This is a genomic window from Acinetobacter sp. NyZ410 (assembly GCF_022828975.1).
GTDB lineage: Bacteria > Pseudomonadota > Gammaproteobacteria > Pseudomonadales > Moraxellaceae > Acinetobacter > Acinetobacter guillouiae.
Genome location: NZ_CP094620.1, coordinates 1,765,760 through 1,785,652, shown reverse-complemented (window position 1 = coordinate 1,785,652; position 19,893 = coordinate 1,765,760). Strand labels below are relative to the sequence as shown.

The following is a 19,893-nucleotide window of genomic DNA, read 5'->3' as shown; positions in this document are numbered from 1 at the left end:
ATGAGTCATTCTGTTGCACTCAACTTTGCCGATGGTAGAACATTTTTTATCGCGGTACAGGAAGACGAATTGCTGTTAGATGCAGCGGTTCGTCAAGGAATCCACCTCCCGCTCGACTGCCGTGAAGGTGTTTGTGGAACCTGTCAGGGAAAATGTGAAACGGGTATTTATGAACAAGAATATGTCGATGAGGATGCATTAAGCGAACGTGATTTGGCTGAACGTAAAATGCTGGCTTGCCAAACACGGGTTAAGTCTAATGCTGCTTTTTATTTCGATCATAGTTCCGAAATCTGTAATGCGGGTGAAGCTTTAAAAATCACCACGGTGGTTACTGCTGTTGAATTGGTTTCAGAAACCACCGCGATCTTGCATCTCGATGCCAGTAGTTTTGACAAGGAACTGAATTTTTTACCAGGTCAATATGCACGTTTACAAATTCCAGAGACTGACGATTGGCGTTCTTATTCATTTGCCAATCGTCCTAATGCCAACAATCAACTTCAGTTTTTAATTCGTCTGCTTCCGGATGGTGTAATGAGTAATTATCTCAGGGAACGTTGTCAGATTGGACAAAGCCTGATGATGGAAGCACCTTTAGGTAGTTTTTACCTACGTGAAGCTGAACGCCCTCTAATCTTTATTGCAGGTGGTACAGGCTTATCGGCTTTTTTAGGTATGCTCGATAATATTGCCGATCAACCAAATCAACCCTCAGTGCAACTCTATTATGGTGTCAATACAGAAGCCGATCTATGTGAACAAAAGCGTTTGATCGCCTATGCAGAAAAGATCAAAGACTTTAGTTATCATCCGATCATTTCAAGCGCCTCAGAACTATGGCAAGGAAAATCAGGCTATATCCATCAACATCTGGATAAACAACAACTTCAACAACAACGCTTCGATATGTACTTATGTGGCCCGCCACCGATGATCGAAGCCGTCAAATCTTGGCTAGATGAGCAGTCTATCGAAGATTGTTCGATTTACAGTGAGAAATTCTTACAGAGCAATACAGTTAGAACTTAGTTTTAACAACAAAATGCGTGTCATATCTTAAGATATGACACCAACTCACAGCAGGGTTAAGCTCAAGATGATTCAAATCTTATTTGGGCAACAAAACTTATTAAATAGCGAAATCATAGGATGATTTATTGATGGAATTTGGATATTTTTTCTACGTCGTCTGAATATTTCAGTTTTGTGATATCCTGATATTTAAAATAATATGAGAGTTTTTAATATAATTATATTATTCAATAAGTTATATCATTAAAGACAACTAAAAATAAATTGATCATTTTAGTCAGATTTGCTATACATAGAGATAGATCTTAAGGAATAGGATCATATAAAGAGTACAAAGCATGATCAACGCTATCCTTTATTTTTTTTAAAATACCATGACGTTTTTATTGATTTGATCACGCCAAACTAGACTAAAAATATGTTGTATCGAGGTATTTTACTTGGTCTATTTTTTGCTTAACTCTTTATATCACTGCCAGCCACTTAAAGTTTTAAGTATTGTTTAGTGCATTTTTAATCAGGTCATCATGTGACATAAAGATTAGCTGTAATAAACAAGCCAGCCAAAAGGAATATTTATGAGTCAGGTCGATCCTACTATGGAATTCAATGGACGTCATTTACAGCAATGTCCCATTTTTTCATCGCAAAACTTAGTCTTTCAGCATCAAGACTTGGGCGAAACCTGCAAAAGTGTTGGGCAAATCTTCAAACCACATCTATTAAAAATCGTACAACAACAAAACGATTTTCACTCATCCATGCACCATCTTAAAGCAGGACGATTATCCATCAGTCGTCTGGAATACAGTGCCGATGTCTATATTGAACCTGACCATTTAGAAAAATTTTATCTGATTCAAATCCCAACACAGGGATATGCAGAAATTGAAATGAATCAACAAAAATTTATTTCTTATCCGCAAGTTGCCTCTCTAATTTCACCCGAACAATCGCTAAAAATGCGCTGGCATGCCAACTCACCACAGCTGATTCTCAAAATTGATAAAGATGACCTTTTACAGCACTGCCGCCAGCATCTTCCAGACGCACAGCAGCACCCTCCTATTTTTGAACCCAAGCTTGATCTTTCTACCCAAGGCGGTGCTTATTTTTTCCAATTGATGCGTACATTGATGGATGCGCTTGCTTGTGAACAGCATCCTTTGCATCACCCAATGGCATTTAAGCAGTTTGAATCCAGTCTATTTAATGCCCTGATTTACGGCCAAGCCAACAGCTTATTGCATCAAATCGATCAGTACCGAGAAAAAGCCATTTCACCTTATTTTGTCAAACGTACTGAAGCCTATATGCGTGAAAATCTACACGCAAATTTAACCATTGAACAACTGGCTGAACAGGCAGGCGTAAGCGTACGTACCTTGTTTGCAGGATTTAAAAGCTTTTTAAACACCACGCCAATGTCATATTTAAAAGAGTTGCGTTTTGAACAAGCGCATATGGAACTGCTACAAAATGAGCATGTCTCAGTCACAGATGTCGCGTTTAAATGGGGCTTTAGTCATCTTGGGCGTTTTTCTCAGGAATATAAACGTCGTTATGGTGAATTGCCCTCATGTACACGCCGTAGCACCCTTGAACAGCAAGATCTTAGGTTTAAGCCGTATTCTTAAGCAACCGATGATTTTTAGTTAAAGAGATTTTATTCATTATAAAAAATTAAAAAACCTATTTAGACGTATCTAAATAGGTCAAGTATATCTGTCAGTATGTTGCCATAGCGTTTCAAATTAGAAGTGATGAATATAACGTAATTGCAAACGAGTTCCTTCAGGACGATTTTTTGCATCCTGTTCAAAATAGGCATTTGTCACGATATGATCATGTTTAGAAAAGCTATACATCGCCCCCGGTCCAATCGCCCACACTTGTTCACGTGTGCCTGTTAATTTTTCACCCTCTACTTTCGTGTCGGTCATTTGCTTGAGCCAGTAACCATTGATCCCTAAGCGTAATTGTGGTGTAAGCGCATAGTCTGTTGCAAAATTGGCATGGATCGCTTGCCCTGCTTGAATATCATCTGCAAGACCGAAGCTATAATTTGGATCATCATTTTTAAAATTGTACAAATAGTGCAGACGTGTAGAAACCGTCCACTTGGGATTAAACCAATAAGTTGCTGCCCAGTATGGATCAAATGAGACGGCATTATTGCCCGGATTAATATTTTTATTCTGATCATATTTTCCTGTCGGTAAATTAACCTGAAATTCAAAACGTTGTACGAATTTGGGCCCATCTTTGCCCATGACTGGGTCAAACTGGATAAATGGCCCAATCATCAGATCACCAAAACCCCCTTGGGCTTTAATCGCAGCATTATTTAAACCATCATCCATATCCATTTTGCTGACAAATGGAATCAGCACATTCAATCCTAACGATGCGTGTTCACCTACACGCACATCGGACAGATAACTGACTTGTTCAACAATGACTTGATAATTTAAATCGGTCTTGGGTAAAGCTAACCGATGAGCTTGATTGTCTTTTAACTTGTTCGAATCATAATTTTGCAGATACGTTTGAGAATACCACCCCGGCCCAGCAGGCAGTCCACCATCCAGAAAACTGGTCATGCCCAGATTCACTGTCGGCAAGTCATATGCCTGTGCTGCAACCGCTGTTAAGACCACTGTTCCAGCAAGAAAACCTCTTTTGATCACATTATTTTTCATTTTCGATCCCCGAAAAAATCACGATCAAAATTGATCGTGATTGTTGCTGTTAAATACTCAGTTCTGGATGCGCTGCAGCAATACGATACTTGCCCGCATGAAACACCAAAGGCTCACCAATACGATGTTGATAATGTTCAATCTGACCAATAAAAATCAGATGATCCCCCCCTTCATATTGATTTACGTTTTTACATACCAATGTTGCCAATACATCTTCTAGTAGGGGTAAACCGCGCTCACACTCACGATGTGCAATGTTGGCAAACTTATCCTCTGAACCACGGGCAAAATGCCCTGAAAGTGAGTGATGTTCTTGTGCCAGCATATGAATCGCAAAATATTCGGCCTCAGTAAAATCCAATAAGCTTGGTGCAGTCTTTGACAAACTCCATAAAATCAGCGGCGGATCGAGTGATAGTGAAGAAAACGAGTTGGCTGTCATCCCAATTTTTCGTCCATCTCGTCCACGGGTTGTAATCACCGTAACCCCTGTAGCAAACTGCCCTAACAGGTTGCGGATTTCTCTTGGATTTTCCGTATCAATCGGTTTTAAATCCAGTTCCTGCGATGTATTGATATTCATACCATTCACCTTTGACTTTGCTTTCCTGTTAAGCCACTTTTTGACAGCTTTTCGATTCGATAAAATGCTGCGCCTGTTCTGGATCAAACCACCATGGGGCAAAATTGCGTGGATTATCAAAATTATTGGCAATACTCGAAGCAATGGCATGGTTCTGCTCAGCCGCCGCCAAAAGCTCAATCATGTGCGGTTGTGGTGGTAACAATAAACTGTTGGTCCAAGCCACGACTTTTTCGGCATATGCCCAATAACGTTCAAATGTCTGTTGCATCCATTCATCTGTAAATGTTTGATTGTCATGCGCTAAAATGGCATCGAAATAAATTTTGCTACACTTGGCGGCATTGTTTGAACCTTGCCCAGTGATTGGGTCATTCACCACTAACGCATCGGCCATACCAAAAACTTTACGACCAGATGGCAGGGTTAATATCGGTTTACGCACTCCCGGTGGAAAACGTCCAGACAGATAGCCACCAGCGTCGGTTAATTCAATATTTTCACAACGTGCTGCTTCCCAAGGCACATATTTGTTTAAAATATCTTTACTCATTTGCAAATGCTGTTCTGGTGTTTTTGCATCTTGCCAGCAATCCATCGGCCCACCAGGAATGCCTTCAAACACCATAATTTCACAAGCACCTGTGACTGTAAGCGCAGGAAAACAGAAATATTCACCCACTTCTGGAATCACATTAAAAGTCACACGTGAATACGGCGACATTTGCTTCATACCTGTCACATAGGTCAAGGCAAGCGCGCGTTGTGGCTTATCAAAGCAACTACGCGCTTCATCACGCTCGAACTGTTTAACCACTTCCCCCTTACCTGCGGCCAGTAAGACCAGCTCATATTCAGCAGTGAGTTGTTCCAGTTCCTCTATCCCAACATCTTGAATAATCAACTGACCACCACGACGCTCAAACATTTCCATCCAGTACGGCATCTTGACGCGCTGATCTACAGATTGTGCATAACGCTCCAATCGCGCACTCCATGCAAAGGCAGGCTGTTTTGTTTCTGGGTTGACCAGTGTAAATCCAATCCCTTCAACCGCTGGACATTGCTCTTCCCAAAAATTAAGTCCAACATCACGCTCTGTTTGCAAGGCCGTGTGAAACATACACTGACTCGACATGACCTTGCCCTGACGAATTTCATCACCAGTACGGTTGGTGACAATCGTCACCTCATAGCCTGTGTCTAATAATCCTAAACCGAGCTGTAATCCAGATTGACCCGCTCCCACTATAGCGATACGACGCATCATGGTTCTCCCATATTTTTTAATTCATTGAGTGTTTTAAATGTTTGATTTGCTATCACGCTTCATCGGCTAAACGTGGAATAGCTGGTTGATTCCTTTCAGGCCCCATGACGGAGTAACCACCATCGACGGCATAATCTGCGCCTGTCACAAAACTTGCGGCTGGCGAGAGTAAAAACAGCACCACATTGGCCACCTCTTCGGGATGACCTAGACGTCCCAGCAAGTGATAGTCAGCTGCTACGGCATCAGCTTTACTTCGGTTATTGCAACTGACGTCGGCTATCACCCGTGACCATGTCCAACCAGGTGATACTGAATTAACCCGCACCCCATCTGTTGCAAAATCCATCGCCATGGACTGAGTGAGTTGTCGCATCGCTGCTTTTGAAACGGGATAAAGCCAACGTCCTGTTTGTGCGAATTTGGCGGAGATCGAGGTGAAATTAACAATCGCACCATGCTTGGTTTTTAAATCCTCATAAAACGCACGGGTCAGTTCGACTGCTGAAAGCAGATTAATATTCAATGCTTGTAGCCAGTCTTCACGTGAGGATTTAAAGCCATCATCCAGATAGGTACAGGCCAGATTGACCAAATAATCAACTTTGCCAAAGCTGTCGTGAATTGTTTTCACTGCGTTTACAATCGCCACATCACTGCTTAAATCAGTTTGAATAAATTGCGCTTGCCCGTGCATGGCATCCGCTACTTGCTGTCCTTGTTGGTCAATATCCAGAATAATGACTCTTGCGCCTGCATCAACCAGTGCTTGAACTACGGCCTGACCAATCAGGGTTGCGCCGCCACTGACCACAGCGATTTTCTGGTTCAATTGAATATCCATATTCCACTCCTAGATAGTTAAAACGATTTGCCTTCGCTGCTTGACCAAGACGGCATGAGGGTATTGGATGGCAAATCTTCATCCAGTAGTTTTTGAGCAGTTTCTACACCAGCAACAGGTAGTCCTTTAGGATTGAGTAATCCAATTTGAACCAGAACAGATGCCTGATCCCAGTAGATATGTTCATGGCAGAGTTTTGGGCCACGAAACTGAATCACACCCAACATTGGAATCTCAACATACTTTCCTGTTGGCGCGACACCCGGCAGTAACCAGTCAATTGCACTGTCATGGGTAAAACTCATAATGAATTCATCCACCACCTGTGTTGAACCGACAGTGCGTGAGATCGACGTGATCTTCATATCTTTTGGATTTTGATGAACGAAGTGATATTGATAAAAACGGGCAAGTTGGCTATATCCCACACCACCTGTCAATGTTGGAATATGATTGACATAGGGTTGCGCCACCATGGTTGCCATAGTGGCAGGCACATCGCGTGTATCAAATTCATAACGGATATGCGCTTCCCAAAGTGCAACCAAATCATAAACTGGTCCAATACTTTGATGCAGTGCGGTAATACTGCGTTCATGGGCAAAGCGTGCGGAAGGTTTGTGATAATGTTCGCTGTTTGGTCGGGCAAAGGCATGATCTACACCCTCATAGACATAAGCCTGAACATTGCTATATTGGGCGGCAGCATCCAGAATCTTTTGGCGTGCCTCTGGCGGTGTAAACTTGTCTAATTCAGCAATATGTAAAACTACTCGCCCTTTGGCATTTTCAAGTTCATCGAGTGCCTTCTCTATTCCTACCCCGTAATAACCCACAGCACAGGCCACTTCAGGAATACGGCAACCTGCCAGATACGCCAGTTTTCCACCCAGACAATACCCAACGACACCCAATCCTGCACTGGCATCGCAACTCTCTAAAGTTTTGAGAAAATTCAAGCTATCTTGAATATCTTCTACACCTTGATCTTCATCATAGTGTTGATAAAGCTCAAAGGCTTTTTGGAAATCTTGCTCGGTATAACCCAGTTCAATGCGAGGTGCAGTCCGCCAGAATAAATCTGGTACCAATACGGTATAACCTTCCTCAGCCAAAAAATCAGCCTTGATACGCATTGCTGCATTCACACCAAAAATTTCCTGACACAGTACAATTCCAGGCCCTTTTCCGCCTTCTGCAATTGCCAAATACCCAGCAAATGACTTCCCTGTTTGTGTTTTTACTTCAATATATTGACCTGACATTTCATCCACTCCAGACCTAACCGTTAGCGTTATCATGTCTGTGAAAGGTATTTAACGTCTGTCCAAAATCTGCGAGGATTATCCAATCAGTGCGGAATACTGTGAAAGATGAAAACTCAAGCCATAAAATTTATTTTAGAAATTGTTAGATCTTTCATAAATCAAAAAATGAGCATATTGAGCGAATCATTTTGATATTGAAATTGCCTTTGGGCTGAGGCGAGGATGAGAGGGCTTTTATGTTGAATTATGGTTTTAATAAGGACTTATGATAGAAGCCGATTGCCACTTTTTATAAATATCTTGTCATCTACTATTCTGAACAACATTATCTTAAACAAGATTTTGCTCACCACATCAATAAGCCATAGTTAAATAAGTAAATCTGCAATTTTGCAAAAGTTCTCAATAAAAGCCATTGTTAAAGTCCATCTCACTTAGCAATACATTGCAACAATACCCTGTTGTTCAGTAAGCTATGTCTAATGCTACATGTAATGCACGCTTCTGTGCGATTCGTCCCAACTTCTATAAAGCGGATTCTACCAAGCTGAGTGAATATATTAGACATGGTTTCTGATTTATTAAATTCTAATATGCACCCTGCATTTTCTGACAACAATCAAGTTCGTGTTGTAACGACTTTCTCTGAACTTGTAAATACGACATTTCAAGGCGAGATAAATGCTATTTGTTGGAACAGAGATTTGCTGGGTGATTTTAAAGAAATTGTGTCTAAACTTGAGTTAAAAGAAAATATTACCGAAGTTTCCACTGAAGATCTTTTAGCACTACAACTTTCAGAAAAAGGCATTTTGGCAAGAGATGTCATCTTAAGGGATATACAGCTTCTAACTGATTTCGGTGCATCACCTTCACTGAATTTACTTAAACATTATGAACGGGATCAAGATCTGGATTTCATTTCTACAGATGTATATTCGTATCATGTTGATCGTTCGCCCATTGAAACAGATACTTTTTTATGTACCTATCATGGCGCTGCCAGTGACATCATCTCCAATGATCAAGTGGAACAAAAAATTTTGATCCCAGAAATCAGGGAACAGCTTAAAGCATTACATGACGGTCCTGAAACGGAATTTGAAACCTTTCTACAAGAGTATTTTTTTGATCTGCATTACCAGCCAAAACCCGACTCAGAACCTGTAAATTTAGGCTCAGGACAGCTTTGGCGCTTAGCGGTAGATCATCCAACCCAACAGGTTTTACCTTGCGTTCATCGAGCGCCCGTTGAAAAGGATGGCGAATATAGATTGTTGTTAATTTGTTAGATCATGCCCCAATATACCTAATAAATAGAGAAAAACTGCCTCTTGAGATGACAAGTCTAAAAAGAATGATCAAAGCACGCGCTTGTAAATAATGCTGTGTAATTCCATTTTAAAATAATCAACGACTCGCACATTAAGCAAGAGTCTAAAGTGGTTTATTAACGCTTTCCCATTTTGGAAAGAATCAGGTTAAAAGCGCGAATATATTCACAGATTATATTTTTACTCGATTCTTGGTTTCACTTGGATTCTCTCCAAATTCTTCACGATATTCATGCGAAAAACGGCCCAAGTGATTAAATCCCCAATCGAAAGCTAATTTTGAAATGGAAATATTTTTATCCATAGAGGTACTTAAGGTCTTATAAACTTGTTGTAAACGATATCTACGTAAAAAAGTCAAAGGACTTGTTCCATAATACTGTTGAAATTCAGCATATAATTTAGACTTTGATACGCCAGCTAATCTTAGCAAATCTTCTGCACGAATCTCCTCATGGGCATACTTCTGAATATAGTCGCATACCTTACGTAAGTATTCTGGCGCTTGTTGATCAGATAAGGATCTTAACAAGCTTGAATAATTATTTTCTTGCGAGAGTAATAAAGCTTTAATCAGGAAATTTTCATAATCCTCTGACCAAAGTTGTAAGCCCTGCATACTTTTGTATTGAGATCGCAGCAACAAAAAATGATCAATATTTTGCCACCACATCCCGATACCCTGATCAATCTTCAAACTCATTTCAGGATTGAAAACCACGGGCTCTTCAACAGACCGACGTAGTAATTCGCCTAACACCTTCTGCATACTTTTTTCAGGAATAACCACTTGATATTTTTTACAATCTTTATCAATCGCTAAATCCTGCAAATCTGCATTAGATAAAATTAACCCTTTATCAGCACTGGAAATATAATTGGTGCCATTGATTGCTAAAGTCTGCTTACCTTGAATCGGTAAGCTAATACTATATGCCCTTAAATTAGACGTGTTAATGAGTACATTTGCACCATAGCTGATCTTACCGATCGCCATACGCTTGTGGGGTAATCGAATCCCTTCATAATGAAAATCTAATACATTTCGACCGCATGTATCTAAGTGATGCTCCCCACATATTGAGGACATTAAACTGTGTGCAAATTCTGCCTGACGGGAATAGTGATTTAGATCCATCTCTTGGCTTAGTGATAACATATTCTTTTCACCTAGCTAACGCTCAATACTTGTTAAGGGGCAAATTACGTGCCAATTCCTTTACTTAAAATATTAAGCTCTGTTTATCCATAAACAATGTAGAAAATCAATTTTGTATCTTTCTTTATAACAAATTTAATTGAGAACTTATATACTATTTGAGTATGAAATTATTACTAAAATAAGTCCACTTGCAAAAGGTCTCCAGCGTTTAAAAATCTGACTACAACATAAAAAATATTATTTTCTTTAGCTTGTGATTAAAAATATAAGCATAGATATTAAGATATCCAAAAAACCAGAATTCCCATCATCTATATTGTTTATTTAAGCTATCTTCAACATAATGAAAAATTATGAGGCTATTGACTCTAATTCACCTTAACTTGTAGCGATACTCAATATAACCTGCAATACTTATCATTATTTATTAAAGCTTACATCTAATAATCAAAATTATTTAAAATAATTCGACCTCTATTGAATAAATCAAAAAATAAGCATGTTAAGAAAATCATACTGCTATTCAAAGTGCCTTCTCCACTTTGAAGAAGGCTAGAATGATAGGTTTATTATAGATTTATGCTTTAAAAAAACTTATGCAAGAAAACTACTGATGATTACCATTGATAACGAAGTCTAAATAAATGCAGATCAGGCGTTGCTTTACTATCACTGGTATATAATCGTTCATAGTCAAAACCAATACCATAATTAAAGCGCAATGCCATACCTACTCCCAAATCGCGTCTTGAAAAATCCTCACCTTGAGTATATTTAATATGATCACCCATAACATAAGGTTGTATCGATTGAATACCATAATTTTGCACTTTAAACTTATATCCTGCATAGTATTCAATACCATAAGCTTCAGTATCCAAATAATGTTCTACGCCATAAGGTGCTGGCTGATTGCGCGCAAGATTATTCGGCACTAGGTTTTTATACCATCCTGCTCCCACTCCCCACATCCATTGACCATCAAAATAATATAAAGCTGTAGCGATTACATGTTGAGATAGATCATGATTATCTTGTGAATCAGATAAACTGACTTGATTATGTTTATAAGAAGTTCCCCAATGTAAATTTTTGCTCAAATGAACATCGGTTGCGATCTCTTCACCTGATTTCAACTTATAGTGGAAGTTGTTCAGTGAGGTTTCATCTCCAAATAAATACGCTGCATAAAAATCAACATATTGATTTTTCTTTTCATAACGTAATGTTTTACTTGAAACTAATGTACCATCATGAAATGAAAAAGGACTCCACGTAGAAACTTGACCTAGCATATCGTAATCCCAAAGATCTGTTTTTACTCCAACGACATCATGGTAAATACTATACATTTTGCCAAACTTTAATGTGCCATATTGAGAATTTTCCATACCCACATATGCTTGAATCGTTGTGAACTCTTCATCATTCTTAGCATAATGACCATCCCAATCCAAGATTTTTGGTAAATTAAAATAATTTTGATACCCTGCAATTAAATGTGTATTTTCATCCAATTTATAATCAAGATCTAAATACATACGGCTCGCAGCACTATAACCATTTCTACGATATTTTTGACTTTGATTGTTCGCATTATATTGATCAAAGTTTAAAGCTTGTAATCGCATGCTCCCATATGTTTTAACTGTCAAACTATCTTGATCAGAAAAAATTTGATCTTGGTGGATCAGCTCAACTTCAGCAGATACTGTTGTTGCATTTAGTATTACCCATGTGGAACACACAATTTTTAATGTTCTTTTTAACATTTCTACATCCTTGTCATTCAGATTTAAATCGTTAGACTATCCTTTCTAACCATGATGAAATTTATAACAATTAAATATTATCCGTGTATTTCAATGTAATATGAAAATTATGATTAAAATTGTTTAAACTTTTTACTTACTCAATTCAGAACATCAACAACCATAATATTAAAGATCACATTTACGGCAAAATACTCAAAGTATCAAAATTTTATAATTACTCATATTACTATAGTTTTTTTAATAATTTATTCGATAATCTCCTATTAATGTGCATATTAGCTAAACCTAATATCACATTTATTAGAAATTTTAGAAAAATATATTAATACGACCTTAGGATTATCTCATCGATTTTATGTGTTATTAAAAACCAAATTTCTCTTGGTTTATTCTCTTCAAAAAAACCGAAATGGATAACCAATTCGGTTTTAGATTGCATATCGTCATAAAACTATTTTTTATGAGTATTCCCTTGATTCTGGATAAATTCAGCAATATTAATTACATCAAGATCCTCACTCGCATGGACAGGACCTTTAAACTCACGCCCTGCTGTTGTTTGTAGATATTCACTATTAATTTTTTCATTATCGGGCCAAATATGGTTCAATACCAATCCCTTAGCCCCCATTTTCGTAGCAAATGCACCCACACCTAAGGTTGCTTTACGATTACGAGGATCTGTTCCTGAAATAATCGCTGTATGACCATCTAAAATCTGTGTCGTCATGGTTTTTTCTAAAGGTGTACCTGCAAACACTGCTACGGCTGCATTTACATCCATCACTTCATTAATCAAAATATCGGTATTTTTACCCAAACGAAGTAAATTTTCATTTGGAGCAGTATCACCACTAAATGTGACCGATCCATATTTAGTATCGAAGCGATAAGACCAAGCTGGATATACCAGTGGATGCTGAGCCAATGCTGCTGTCACTTTTACATAATCATCTTGATAGACCTGTATCGGATTCATCACAGGTGACATATTGCTAGGACTGGCATTTTTAGGTGCAGGTAATGCCATAATATTTAACATCCCTTGACCATTTGTTCCTGTTAAATCTCGTGGATGATCATCTGCACGACGTACTGTGTGAATTGCATTATTCATATCATAAGCATTCGCAGCAAAATGCAGCTGCATTAATTCTTTAATGCCTGGCGTTGGGTCCTCAGCATGGATTAATTTAGTATTTGGTAAATGACCAAATCCAGCATCATCACCTAATTTACCATTCGAGTCAGCACGATCTGGTCCAACCAATGCAATTTCTTGTTTGCCATATTTCCAGTTAGGGAAGTTAACATTCACAAATGGATAGAGATCATCTACATGATCAGAGTGCAAGTGTGTAATAAAAATCCCACGCACATCGCCAAAATTCAGACCACTTTCATAAAAGCGTTGTACCAAACCTGATCCTGCATCAATAACATAGACTTGACCATCTACAACCAGTGCTGTTGATGTCGCAGCCCTTAGACTTGGGAAAGGTCCTGCTCTAGTCCCCAACATAACAAGATACATACCATCGCGTGGCGGTGGAGTCGCTCTAACTCGTTTAGCTTGACGCTGCAAATAACTCGGTGTCGCACTCTTTAAACTCTTTGATTGTGTATCAGTACGATTAAAAGCTTGTTCATCTGCTGCAAAACTCAATTGGCCAATAAAACAAGTTGAAATAGCAACACACAAATATTTTTTTAAATTTTTCATATTAATTCCCTTTATATCAAACAGTCTTTAAAAATCACAGCACATCATTTTCTGTAATTTCATCCATTACGGTATTTTCAAAGCAAAACTATTGAGTTAATAGCGTTAGTTTTCTATTAATCTCAGCCAGAAAGAGAGTCCTTCACTTAATGTTTTACATTTTACTCATCATAATTTTAACAATCATTTTTGAACAATCTTTCTAATTTTTAGGTTAATTACAACGATATTTTGAATAAAATTTAAATAATAATGAAAAATCACTCATTATATTCTATTTTATAGATCCCATCCTATTCACTGGGTCTAGCTAACATTATGCTACTCACCTATATAAAAGCTTAATGTCATTAGACCTCAATAAATTGCTTGATGTTTAACATGCTATCTTGCATTGTTATAAGACTATTCCTTATCACCCATTCCACGATTTAATAGACAGTGAATTGTTTTAATATTATTCCATTCGTTCAAGAAATTTTCTTTTTAAACCAATAAACTATTAATAACACCATTAAAAATGGAATACCAAACTGCAATGTTGATTTAAACTCGTCGGTAAACCAAGTTGTAATCATAATGCTAAATATACTGACCAAACCTAGTACAGAAATAAGTCGACTTGCTGGAGTTTTAAATTTCAGTACCGTTTGATGGCTTGCAAGATGTTTTCGGAAAAAAATATGTGTTACAAAAATACTTCCCCAAGTAAATAATGCACCAAACATGGAAAGTGCAATCATGATAGGAAATGCTGACTCTGGATTAATGCTATAAACTACACTCGCAACTCCAATCCCTATAGCAGACAGCATTAATGCATTTATAGGCACACCATTGCTGCGGATTTTTCCAAAGATTTTTGGAGCATCTCCTGCACGTGATAAACTAAAAAGCATACGGGTTGAAATGTAGAGCATGCTGTTCATCGCTGAAAGTGCGGCCACAACAACAATAGCGTTTAAAATACTGTCCGCATATGGGATACCGACCAGTCTCATGACTGTAACAAACGGACTAGTTGCATCTTTTCCAATCAATTCAGTCCATGGTACTAGTGTCACAATTAAAAATAGTGACAGTAAATAGAATAGAATCAACCGTACAGCCGTACTCTTAAACGCATATTTTACCGCTTTTTCTGGATCAGCAGCTTCACCTGCTGCCACAGCAATCATTTCAATACTAAGATAACTAAAAATAGAAATAATGACACCAATCCAGACCCCACTAAAACCATTTGGGAAAAATCCCCCATGATCAGTTAAATGAGCCGTGATATGGCTTTGCTCAGTATTTTGCGTGAGAATTCCAATTGCGAGTAATATAAATACAATAATGGCAAAAATCTTAATGGTAGAGAACCAATATTCAACCAGTCCAAAGGCTTTAACACTATAAGCATTAACCGCGAGCAAAGTCCCTGAGAAAAACATGATCCAGAACCAAGCATGAACATCTGGAAACCACATTTTCATATAATCAGCGACAGCGGTAATTTCAGTACCAACAGCAAGAACCATACAAGCCCAATAACTATAACGCACTAAGAACCCAGCTAATGGACTAATATAGTGTTCTGCATAAGCTCCAAAAGATCCTGAGGTCGGGTGCTGAACCGTCATTTCTGCAAGACATGCCATCAGTGCAAAAGCGATTAATCCACCAATAGCGTAACTGACAATAACTGCAGGACCCGCATAACTAATCGCAAACTTACTTCCCATAAATAAGCCAGTACCAATCGCACCACCAATGGCAATCATACTCATTTGCTTTGCAGTCAATTTTTTATGTAGGCCCGATTCCCTAGTTTGAATTTCATCAAAATTATTCATAAACCCCTCCTGGGTAAATGTATTTTTGTTTATAAAGCAACTTAAATTAAGTGACTTGCCCGCGAACTTGATATTCGCTGTTCTCCCATTCACCTAATATCATGACTTGCTTTAGGTGCTGTACAGCATCCCAAATATCAACAAAACCGAGATATAAAGGGGTGATTCCAAAACGCAATACTTCAGGCTCTCGATAATCACCTATTACCCCGCGCTTAATTAAAGCTTGGATAATCTCATAACCAAATTGATGTTTATAACTCACATGACTACCACGATGTTTATGAACAACTGGGGTAATCATTTCGAATCCAAAGTCAGTACATTCTTGCTCGACTAAAGCCATAAATAAATCTGTCAGCTTTAGCGATTTTGTTCGAATTTTCTCCATGCTGGTATTGAGGAAAATATCTAAACCACACTCAATGAGACTCATTGAAATAATACTTTGAGTGCCACATAAATAACGACGAATACCTACTGCTGGTTCATAGTTTTGAGCCATATCAAAAGGTTTGTTGTGCCCCCACCATCCAGATAAGGGTTGCCAGAACGTATTGTGATGCTTCGGATTAACCCAAAGTAAAGCTGGAGAGCCAGGGCCACCATTTAAATATTTATAAGTACATCCAATCGCAAAATCACTATCTGTCTGATTTAATTCAATCGGAACAGCACCAACAGAATGACAAAGGTCCCAAATAATCAAAGCACCTTGAGCATGAATTTTTTGGTTAATTTCGTTCATGTCATACAAATAGCCAGTACGATAATTCACATGTGAAAGCACCACCACAGCAACATCGTTTTGATTTAAGAGTACATCTAAGTCATTTTCGTTTTCAATTAATTCCAAACGATAGCCTTGATGAATAAGATCCAAAAATCCTTCAATGATATAGATATCCGTTGGAAAGGCATCCTTCTCAGCAATAATTACTTTACGTGAAGCATCCTTTTCTGCTTGAATTTTCACAGCTGAAGATAAGACCTTAAAAAGGTTTAATGTCGTTGAATCGGAAATAACCGTTTCACCAGCATTTACACCAATTAATTCAGCAACTTTATCTCCCAAACGCGTAGATAATCCCCACCAATCTGCGGTGTTCCAGCTATTAATCAGGTCATTGCCCCATTCTTGAGAAATAACGTGTTGTGCTAAATCTAATGATTTGGCGGGTCGAGCACCTAATGAATTACCATCAAGATAAATAACATTTGTTGGAAGTGAAAATTCGTTTTTAAATTGTGCTAGTGGGTCTTCCTTATCCCAAACTTGACATTGTTCACGTGTAATCATATTTACTCCTTTTGAAAATCGTCCTTTATTTAGTTAAATATTATCATGATGAAAATATGATTTATTCGATAGTATCTAGTCATTTTCTTATATTTTGATATATAATTCTAATTAAATGGATTATATTTGAAGGATATCCCATCATGGATTTAGATGTTATTGATCTTAAAATTCTAAAACTGTTGCAAGGAGATGCACGCTTAAGCAATCAAGATCTGGCTGATCTTGTGCACTTATCTGCTTCTGCTTGTCATCGTAGAGTAAAGATTTTGGAATCAAATGGAATTATTGAAAAATACCAAGCGAAAATAAATTATGCAAAATTGGGTATCAAAATAGAGGCAATGGTTGAAATCAAGTTGGCTCATCTTACCGATGAAGATCATCACACCTTTATGACTCAAATTAGGGATTTTGATGAAGTAATCAACGTTTATATTATTACTGGCGAATCCAACTATGTATTGTGGGTGGCAACAAAAGACCTAGATTCTTTTTCACAATTTATCATCAACAAACTCAATAAAATTAAAGGTATTATGAATATAAACTCGAAGATCGTTTTGAAAAAAGTGGTGCAAAAGAGTTTGATTTAAAATTCACTTAATTTTATTATCAACTTACAATAAAAGTATTAACAATATTCTAATAAAAATTTAGGAAGCCTTCTGATAAATATTTTTCCGTTTTTTTTTTACTTTTGGCTATATCTTGAGCTAATCATTATTTTGACATCTGGATATATTCCAACGGCTTTGTTGCACAAAGATTTGAAATGCAAAGCGCCCCTAATTGAGCCAAATTTAAGGCGTAACTTGGGTAAGTGGTCGACCTAATTCCGTAAATCTGTTAAGGACTGCTACACGTGCATGGATCTCATTCACTTGGCTATCAAAACTCCTTGCACTGAGTTTATCTCCTAATAATTTGATGCAATGCATCTTAGTTTCAACCAAACTTCGCCGATGATAGCCTGACCATTTTTTCCATAGTGTCCTGCCTAAACGTTTAATTGTTCGAAGTAATTCATTTCGCTCTAGCGAGCTACTCTTTGTATCTTTCCATGGTTTCGCATTTTTTCTAGGTGGAATCACCGCATGCGCTTGCCGATCTGCAATGACCTGACGGCATTGCTTGGTGTCATAAGCTCCATCGGTATAAACAGAGTTAATCCGCTCATCTTGTGGAATCTGATTAAGTAAATCACCAAGCACCTGTGAATCACTGACATTATTGGTTGTAAGCTGAACTGCTCGTATTTGCAGGGTTTTAGCATCTATACCAATATGAAGTTTACGCCATTGGCGACGATATTCAGGTCCATGTTTCTTGCGTTTCCATTCGCCCTCACCTAGAAACTTCATGCCTGTAGAGTCCATGAGTAGATGCAGCCCATCGCTACTTTTTTGGTAGCTGATTACAATATCAATATGCTTTTGTCTTCTACAAAGCGTGGTGTAATCTGGAGCTATCCAATTTAATCCGCAAAGTTTAATCAGACTTTGCACAAAGCCAGTGACCATACGTAAAGACAGACGGAATAAGGATTTAATCATTAAGCAGCATTGGATGGCTGCGTCGGAGTAGGTTTGATTTCGCCCTTGTTTGCCTTTTGATGGCGCATACCATTGCGTAGCAGGATCAAACCAAATGGCAATATTTCCGCGACTCATGAGTGCTCGGTTATATGCGGGCCAATTGGTTGTGCGGTAGATTTTGTGTGTAGGCTTCTTCATTTGAAAATTATATCGCTGAAAAACCCTTTACAGATAGGTTTGTGCAACAAAGCCTATTCCAACTGTAGTTTGAATTGACTAAATATATCTAATTTAATTAGACTTCATTAATGAAGTCTAATTAAATTTTCCATATAAAAGCACATTAAAAAATTATTTTTCCTAAATTAAAGAAATTACTCTTACTTTTAAAAACTAGCAAACCATCTTGAAACGTCTTTTAAGAAGTAATCTGGTGGGTAATGTCCTTTTAAACTTCCACCTCCAGAATACTGACCAAGTTGATAAAGAGTCAATCTTACAGGTGCGACCTGACATTGGGTGTATTCAGTTGTTTCGATTGATAGTTTTTTAGTCGAAGAGATTTTACATTTATGATTATCTAACCAAAATGTATTCTGCTCTTTTCCAAACAATCCATTTGGACTCTTACTGCCAAAAAAATCATCTGCCAAACCAAATACAGTCCAAACTGCAGGATTACCTTTGCATTTAACAGCATTATTATTATCATCATAAAACCAATATGGACTATTGGCTGCAACTGGTGCAATTGCTTTAAACTGATCTCCTAGCGAACATCCAACTACAGCAGCCATATCGCCTCCCCAAGAATGCCCAGTAACAAATATTCTTGTTGAATCAATTGAATAATTACGCTTAACTAAAGAAAGTAATTCCTCAGTAAATTTGATATCATGATTTCCAGAAAAATCCCCACCGTTTGGCCCTAAGGCCCAACCTTTATCAACTCCCCAGCGCCATTTTTGATCAGGATAAATAAAAATAGTATCAGACATATTTTTTTCTAATCCATGAGCCGAAGAACTCCATCCCTGCCCAAACCAATCCTTCATTTCTTTACCTGTAGTATCTGTTCCCGCAAAAACCAATACCAACTTATATTTTTTCAATGGGGTATAATTTTTAGGTAAAGTAACGAAATAACTTCTATTTCCTCCAGCAGCTTCAGAAAAGCTATTATTCAGTTGCCCACTTGGGGGCATAGCCGCAAAAACCATATTAGTAAATAAGAAAAATAATATATTTATCTTAAATAAAATTTTTAAAATACGTTTTATTCCCATATCATCCACCTAATTTTAAACATCATATAATTTAAGAGTTATATCTAGATTAAAATTAATATATTTAAAATATATTAATAATATAGCAACATGAAACAAACCAATCTTGAAATTCAGTTAAATATAAGATTGCACAACAAGCTTCTTAAAGCTAAAAATATTACAACCCTTTTTAAACGATCATAAATTCAATAACTTTCCTGTTAATATGTCTTCCTAAAAAGAAAAATCT

General features: G+C 37.6%; 16 protein-coding genes. 4 read left to right on the top strand and 12 right to left on the bottom strand.

Annotated elements, in window-relative coordinates:
* Both antC and MTO68_RS08370 read left to right on the top strand, forming a co-directional pair.
* On the top strand, positions 1 to 1,032 hold the full coding sequence (gene antC / locus MTO68_RS08375; protein WP_004721619.1) for an anthranilate 1,2-dioxygenase electron transfer component AntC: 1,032 nt from the start codon (positions 1 to 3) through the stop codon (positions 1,030 to 1,032).
* 581 nt (positions 1,033 to 1,613) lie between these two features.
* Complete coding sequence (locus tag MTO68_RS08370; RefSeq protein ID WP_004721620.1) at positions 1,614 to 2,672, top strand: AraC family transcriptional regulator; 1,059 nt, start codon at positions 1,614 to 1,616, stop codon at positions 2,670 to 2,672.
* Between the two features lie 117 nt (positions 2,673 to 2,789).
* On the opposite strand, the gene MTO68_RS08365 is transcribed toward MTO68_RS08370, so the two are convergent.
* The 5 genes from MTO68_RS08365 to MTO68_RS08345 are packed head-to-tail and all read right to left on the bottom strand — an operon-like array spanning position 2,790 to position 7,702.
* On the bottom strand, positions 2,790 to 3,737 hold the full coding sequence (locus tag MTO68_RS08365; protein WP_004820388.1) for a transporter: 948 nt from the start codon (positions 3,735 to 3,737) through the stop codon (positions 2,790 to 2,792).
* 49 nt (positions 3,738 to 3,786) lie between these two features.
* Complete coding sequence (locus tag MTO68_RS08360) at positions 3,787 to 4,317, bottom strand: flavin reductase family protein (protein WP_035371150.1); 531 nt, start codon at positions 4,315 to 4,317, stop codon at positions 3,787 to 3,789.
* A gap of 34 nt (positions 4,318 to 4,351) precedes the next feature.
* Positions 4,352 to 5,590, bottom strand: a complete 1,239-nt coding sequence (locus MTO68_RS08355) for a styrene monooxygenase/indole monooxygenase family protein (protein ID WP_244015962.1) — start codon at positions 5,588 to 5,590, stop codon at positions 4,352 to 4,354.
* A 55-nt stretch (positions 5,591 to 5,645) separates the two neighbouring features.
* A complete protein-coding gene (locus MTO68_RS08350) occupies positions 5,646 to 6,437 on the bottom strand; it encodes an SDR family oxidoreductase (RefSeq protein WP_244015606.1) in 792 nt (263 codons plus the stop codon).
* 17 nt (positions 6,438 to 6,454) lie between these two features.
* Positions 6,455 to 7,702: a dienelactone hydrolase family protein gene (locus MTO68_RS08345; RefSeq protein WP_244015605.1), complete on the bottom strand. Its 1,248-nt coding sequence runs from the start codon at positions 7,700 to 7,702 to the stop codon at positions 6,455 to 6,457.
* 596 nt (positions 7,703 to 8,298) lie between these two features.
* Between MTO68_RS08345 and MTO68_RS08340 the strand changes: the two genes are divergently transcribed.
* Positions 8,299 to 8,997 (top strand): DUF1826 domain-containing protein, encoded by a 699-nt coding sequence (locus MTO68_RS08340; RefSeq protein WP_244015961.1) that lies wholly within the window; start codon positions 8,299 to 8,301, stop codon positions 8,995 to 8,997.
* A gap of 214 nt (positions 8,998 to 9,211) precedes the next feature.
* On the opposite strand, the gene MTO68_RS08335 is transcribed toward MTO68_RS08340, so the two are convergent.
* From MTO68_RS08335 to kynU, 5 genes are all read right to left on the bottom strand, one after another.
* Positions 9,212 to 10,198 (bottom strand): AraC family transcriptional regulator, encoded by a 987-nt coding sequence (locus MTO68_RS08335; RefSeq protein WP_105714281.1) that lies wholly within the window; start codon positions 10,196 to 10,198, stop codon positions 9,212 to 9,214.
* 620 nt (positions 10,199 to 10,818) lie between these two features.
* Positions 10,819 to 11,973 (bottom strand): porin, encoded by a 1,155-nt coding sequence (locus tag MTO68_RS08330; protein WP_244015604.1) that lies wholly within the window; start codon positions 11,971 to 11,973, stop codon positions 10,819 to 10,821.
* Between the two features lie 454 nt (positions 11,974 to 12,427).
* Positions 12,428 to 13,699: an MBL fold metallo-hydrolase gene (locus MTO68_RS08325; protein WP_004721642.1), complete on the bottom strand. Its 1,272-nt coding sequence runs from the start codon at positions 13,697 to 13,699 to the stop codon at positions 12,428 to 12,430.
* Between the two features lie 470 nt (positions 13,700 to 14,169).
* On the bottom strand, positions 14,170 to 15,537 hold the full coding sequence (locus tag MTO68_RS08320; protein WP_244015603.1) for an amino acid permease: 1,368 nt from the start codon (positions 15,535 to 15,537) through the stop codon (positions 14,170 to 14,172).
* A gap of 46 nt (positions 15,538 to 15,583) precedes the next feature.
* The gene (gene kynU / locus MTO68_RS08315; protein ID WP_105714277.1) at positions 15,584 to 16,837 is read right to left on the bottom strand and encodes a kynureninase; all 1,254 of its coding nucleotides are present in this window, start codon (positions 16,835 to 16,837) and stop codon (positions 15,584 to 15,586) included.
* Between the two features lie 143 nt (positions 16,838 to 16,980).
* Between kynU and gigD the strand changes: the two genes are divergently transcribed.
* Positions 16,981 to 17,433 (top strand): Lrp/AsnC family transcriptional regulator GigD, encoded by a 453-nt coding sequence (gigD, locus tag MTO68_RS08310; RefSeq protein WP_244015602.1) that lies wholly within the window; start codon positions 16,981 to 16,983, stop codon positions 17,431 to 17,433.
* A gap of 207 nt (positions 17,434 to 17,640) precedes the next feature.
* Here gigD and MTO68_RS08305 read toward each other — a convergent pair whose 3' ends face one another.
* Together MTO68_RS08305 and MTO68_RS08300 are read right to left on the bottom strand one after the other, a co-directional pair.
* On the bottom strand, positions 17,641 to 18,573 hold the full coding sequence (locus MTO68_RS08305) for an IS5-like element ISAba12 family transposase (protein ID WP_002114401.1): 933 nt from the start codon (positions 18,571 to 18,573) through the stop codon (positions 17,641 to 17,643).
* A gap of 188 nt (positions 18,574 to 18,761) precedes the next feature.
* Entirely contained in the window at positions 18,762 to 19,661 is a 900-nt protein-coding gene (locus MTO68_RS08300; RefSeq protein ID WP_244015601.1) for an alpha/beta hydrolase-fold protein, read from the bottom strand.
* Between the last annotated feature and the right edge of the window lie 232 nt (positions 19,662 to 19,893).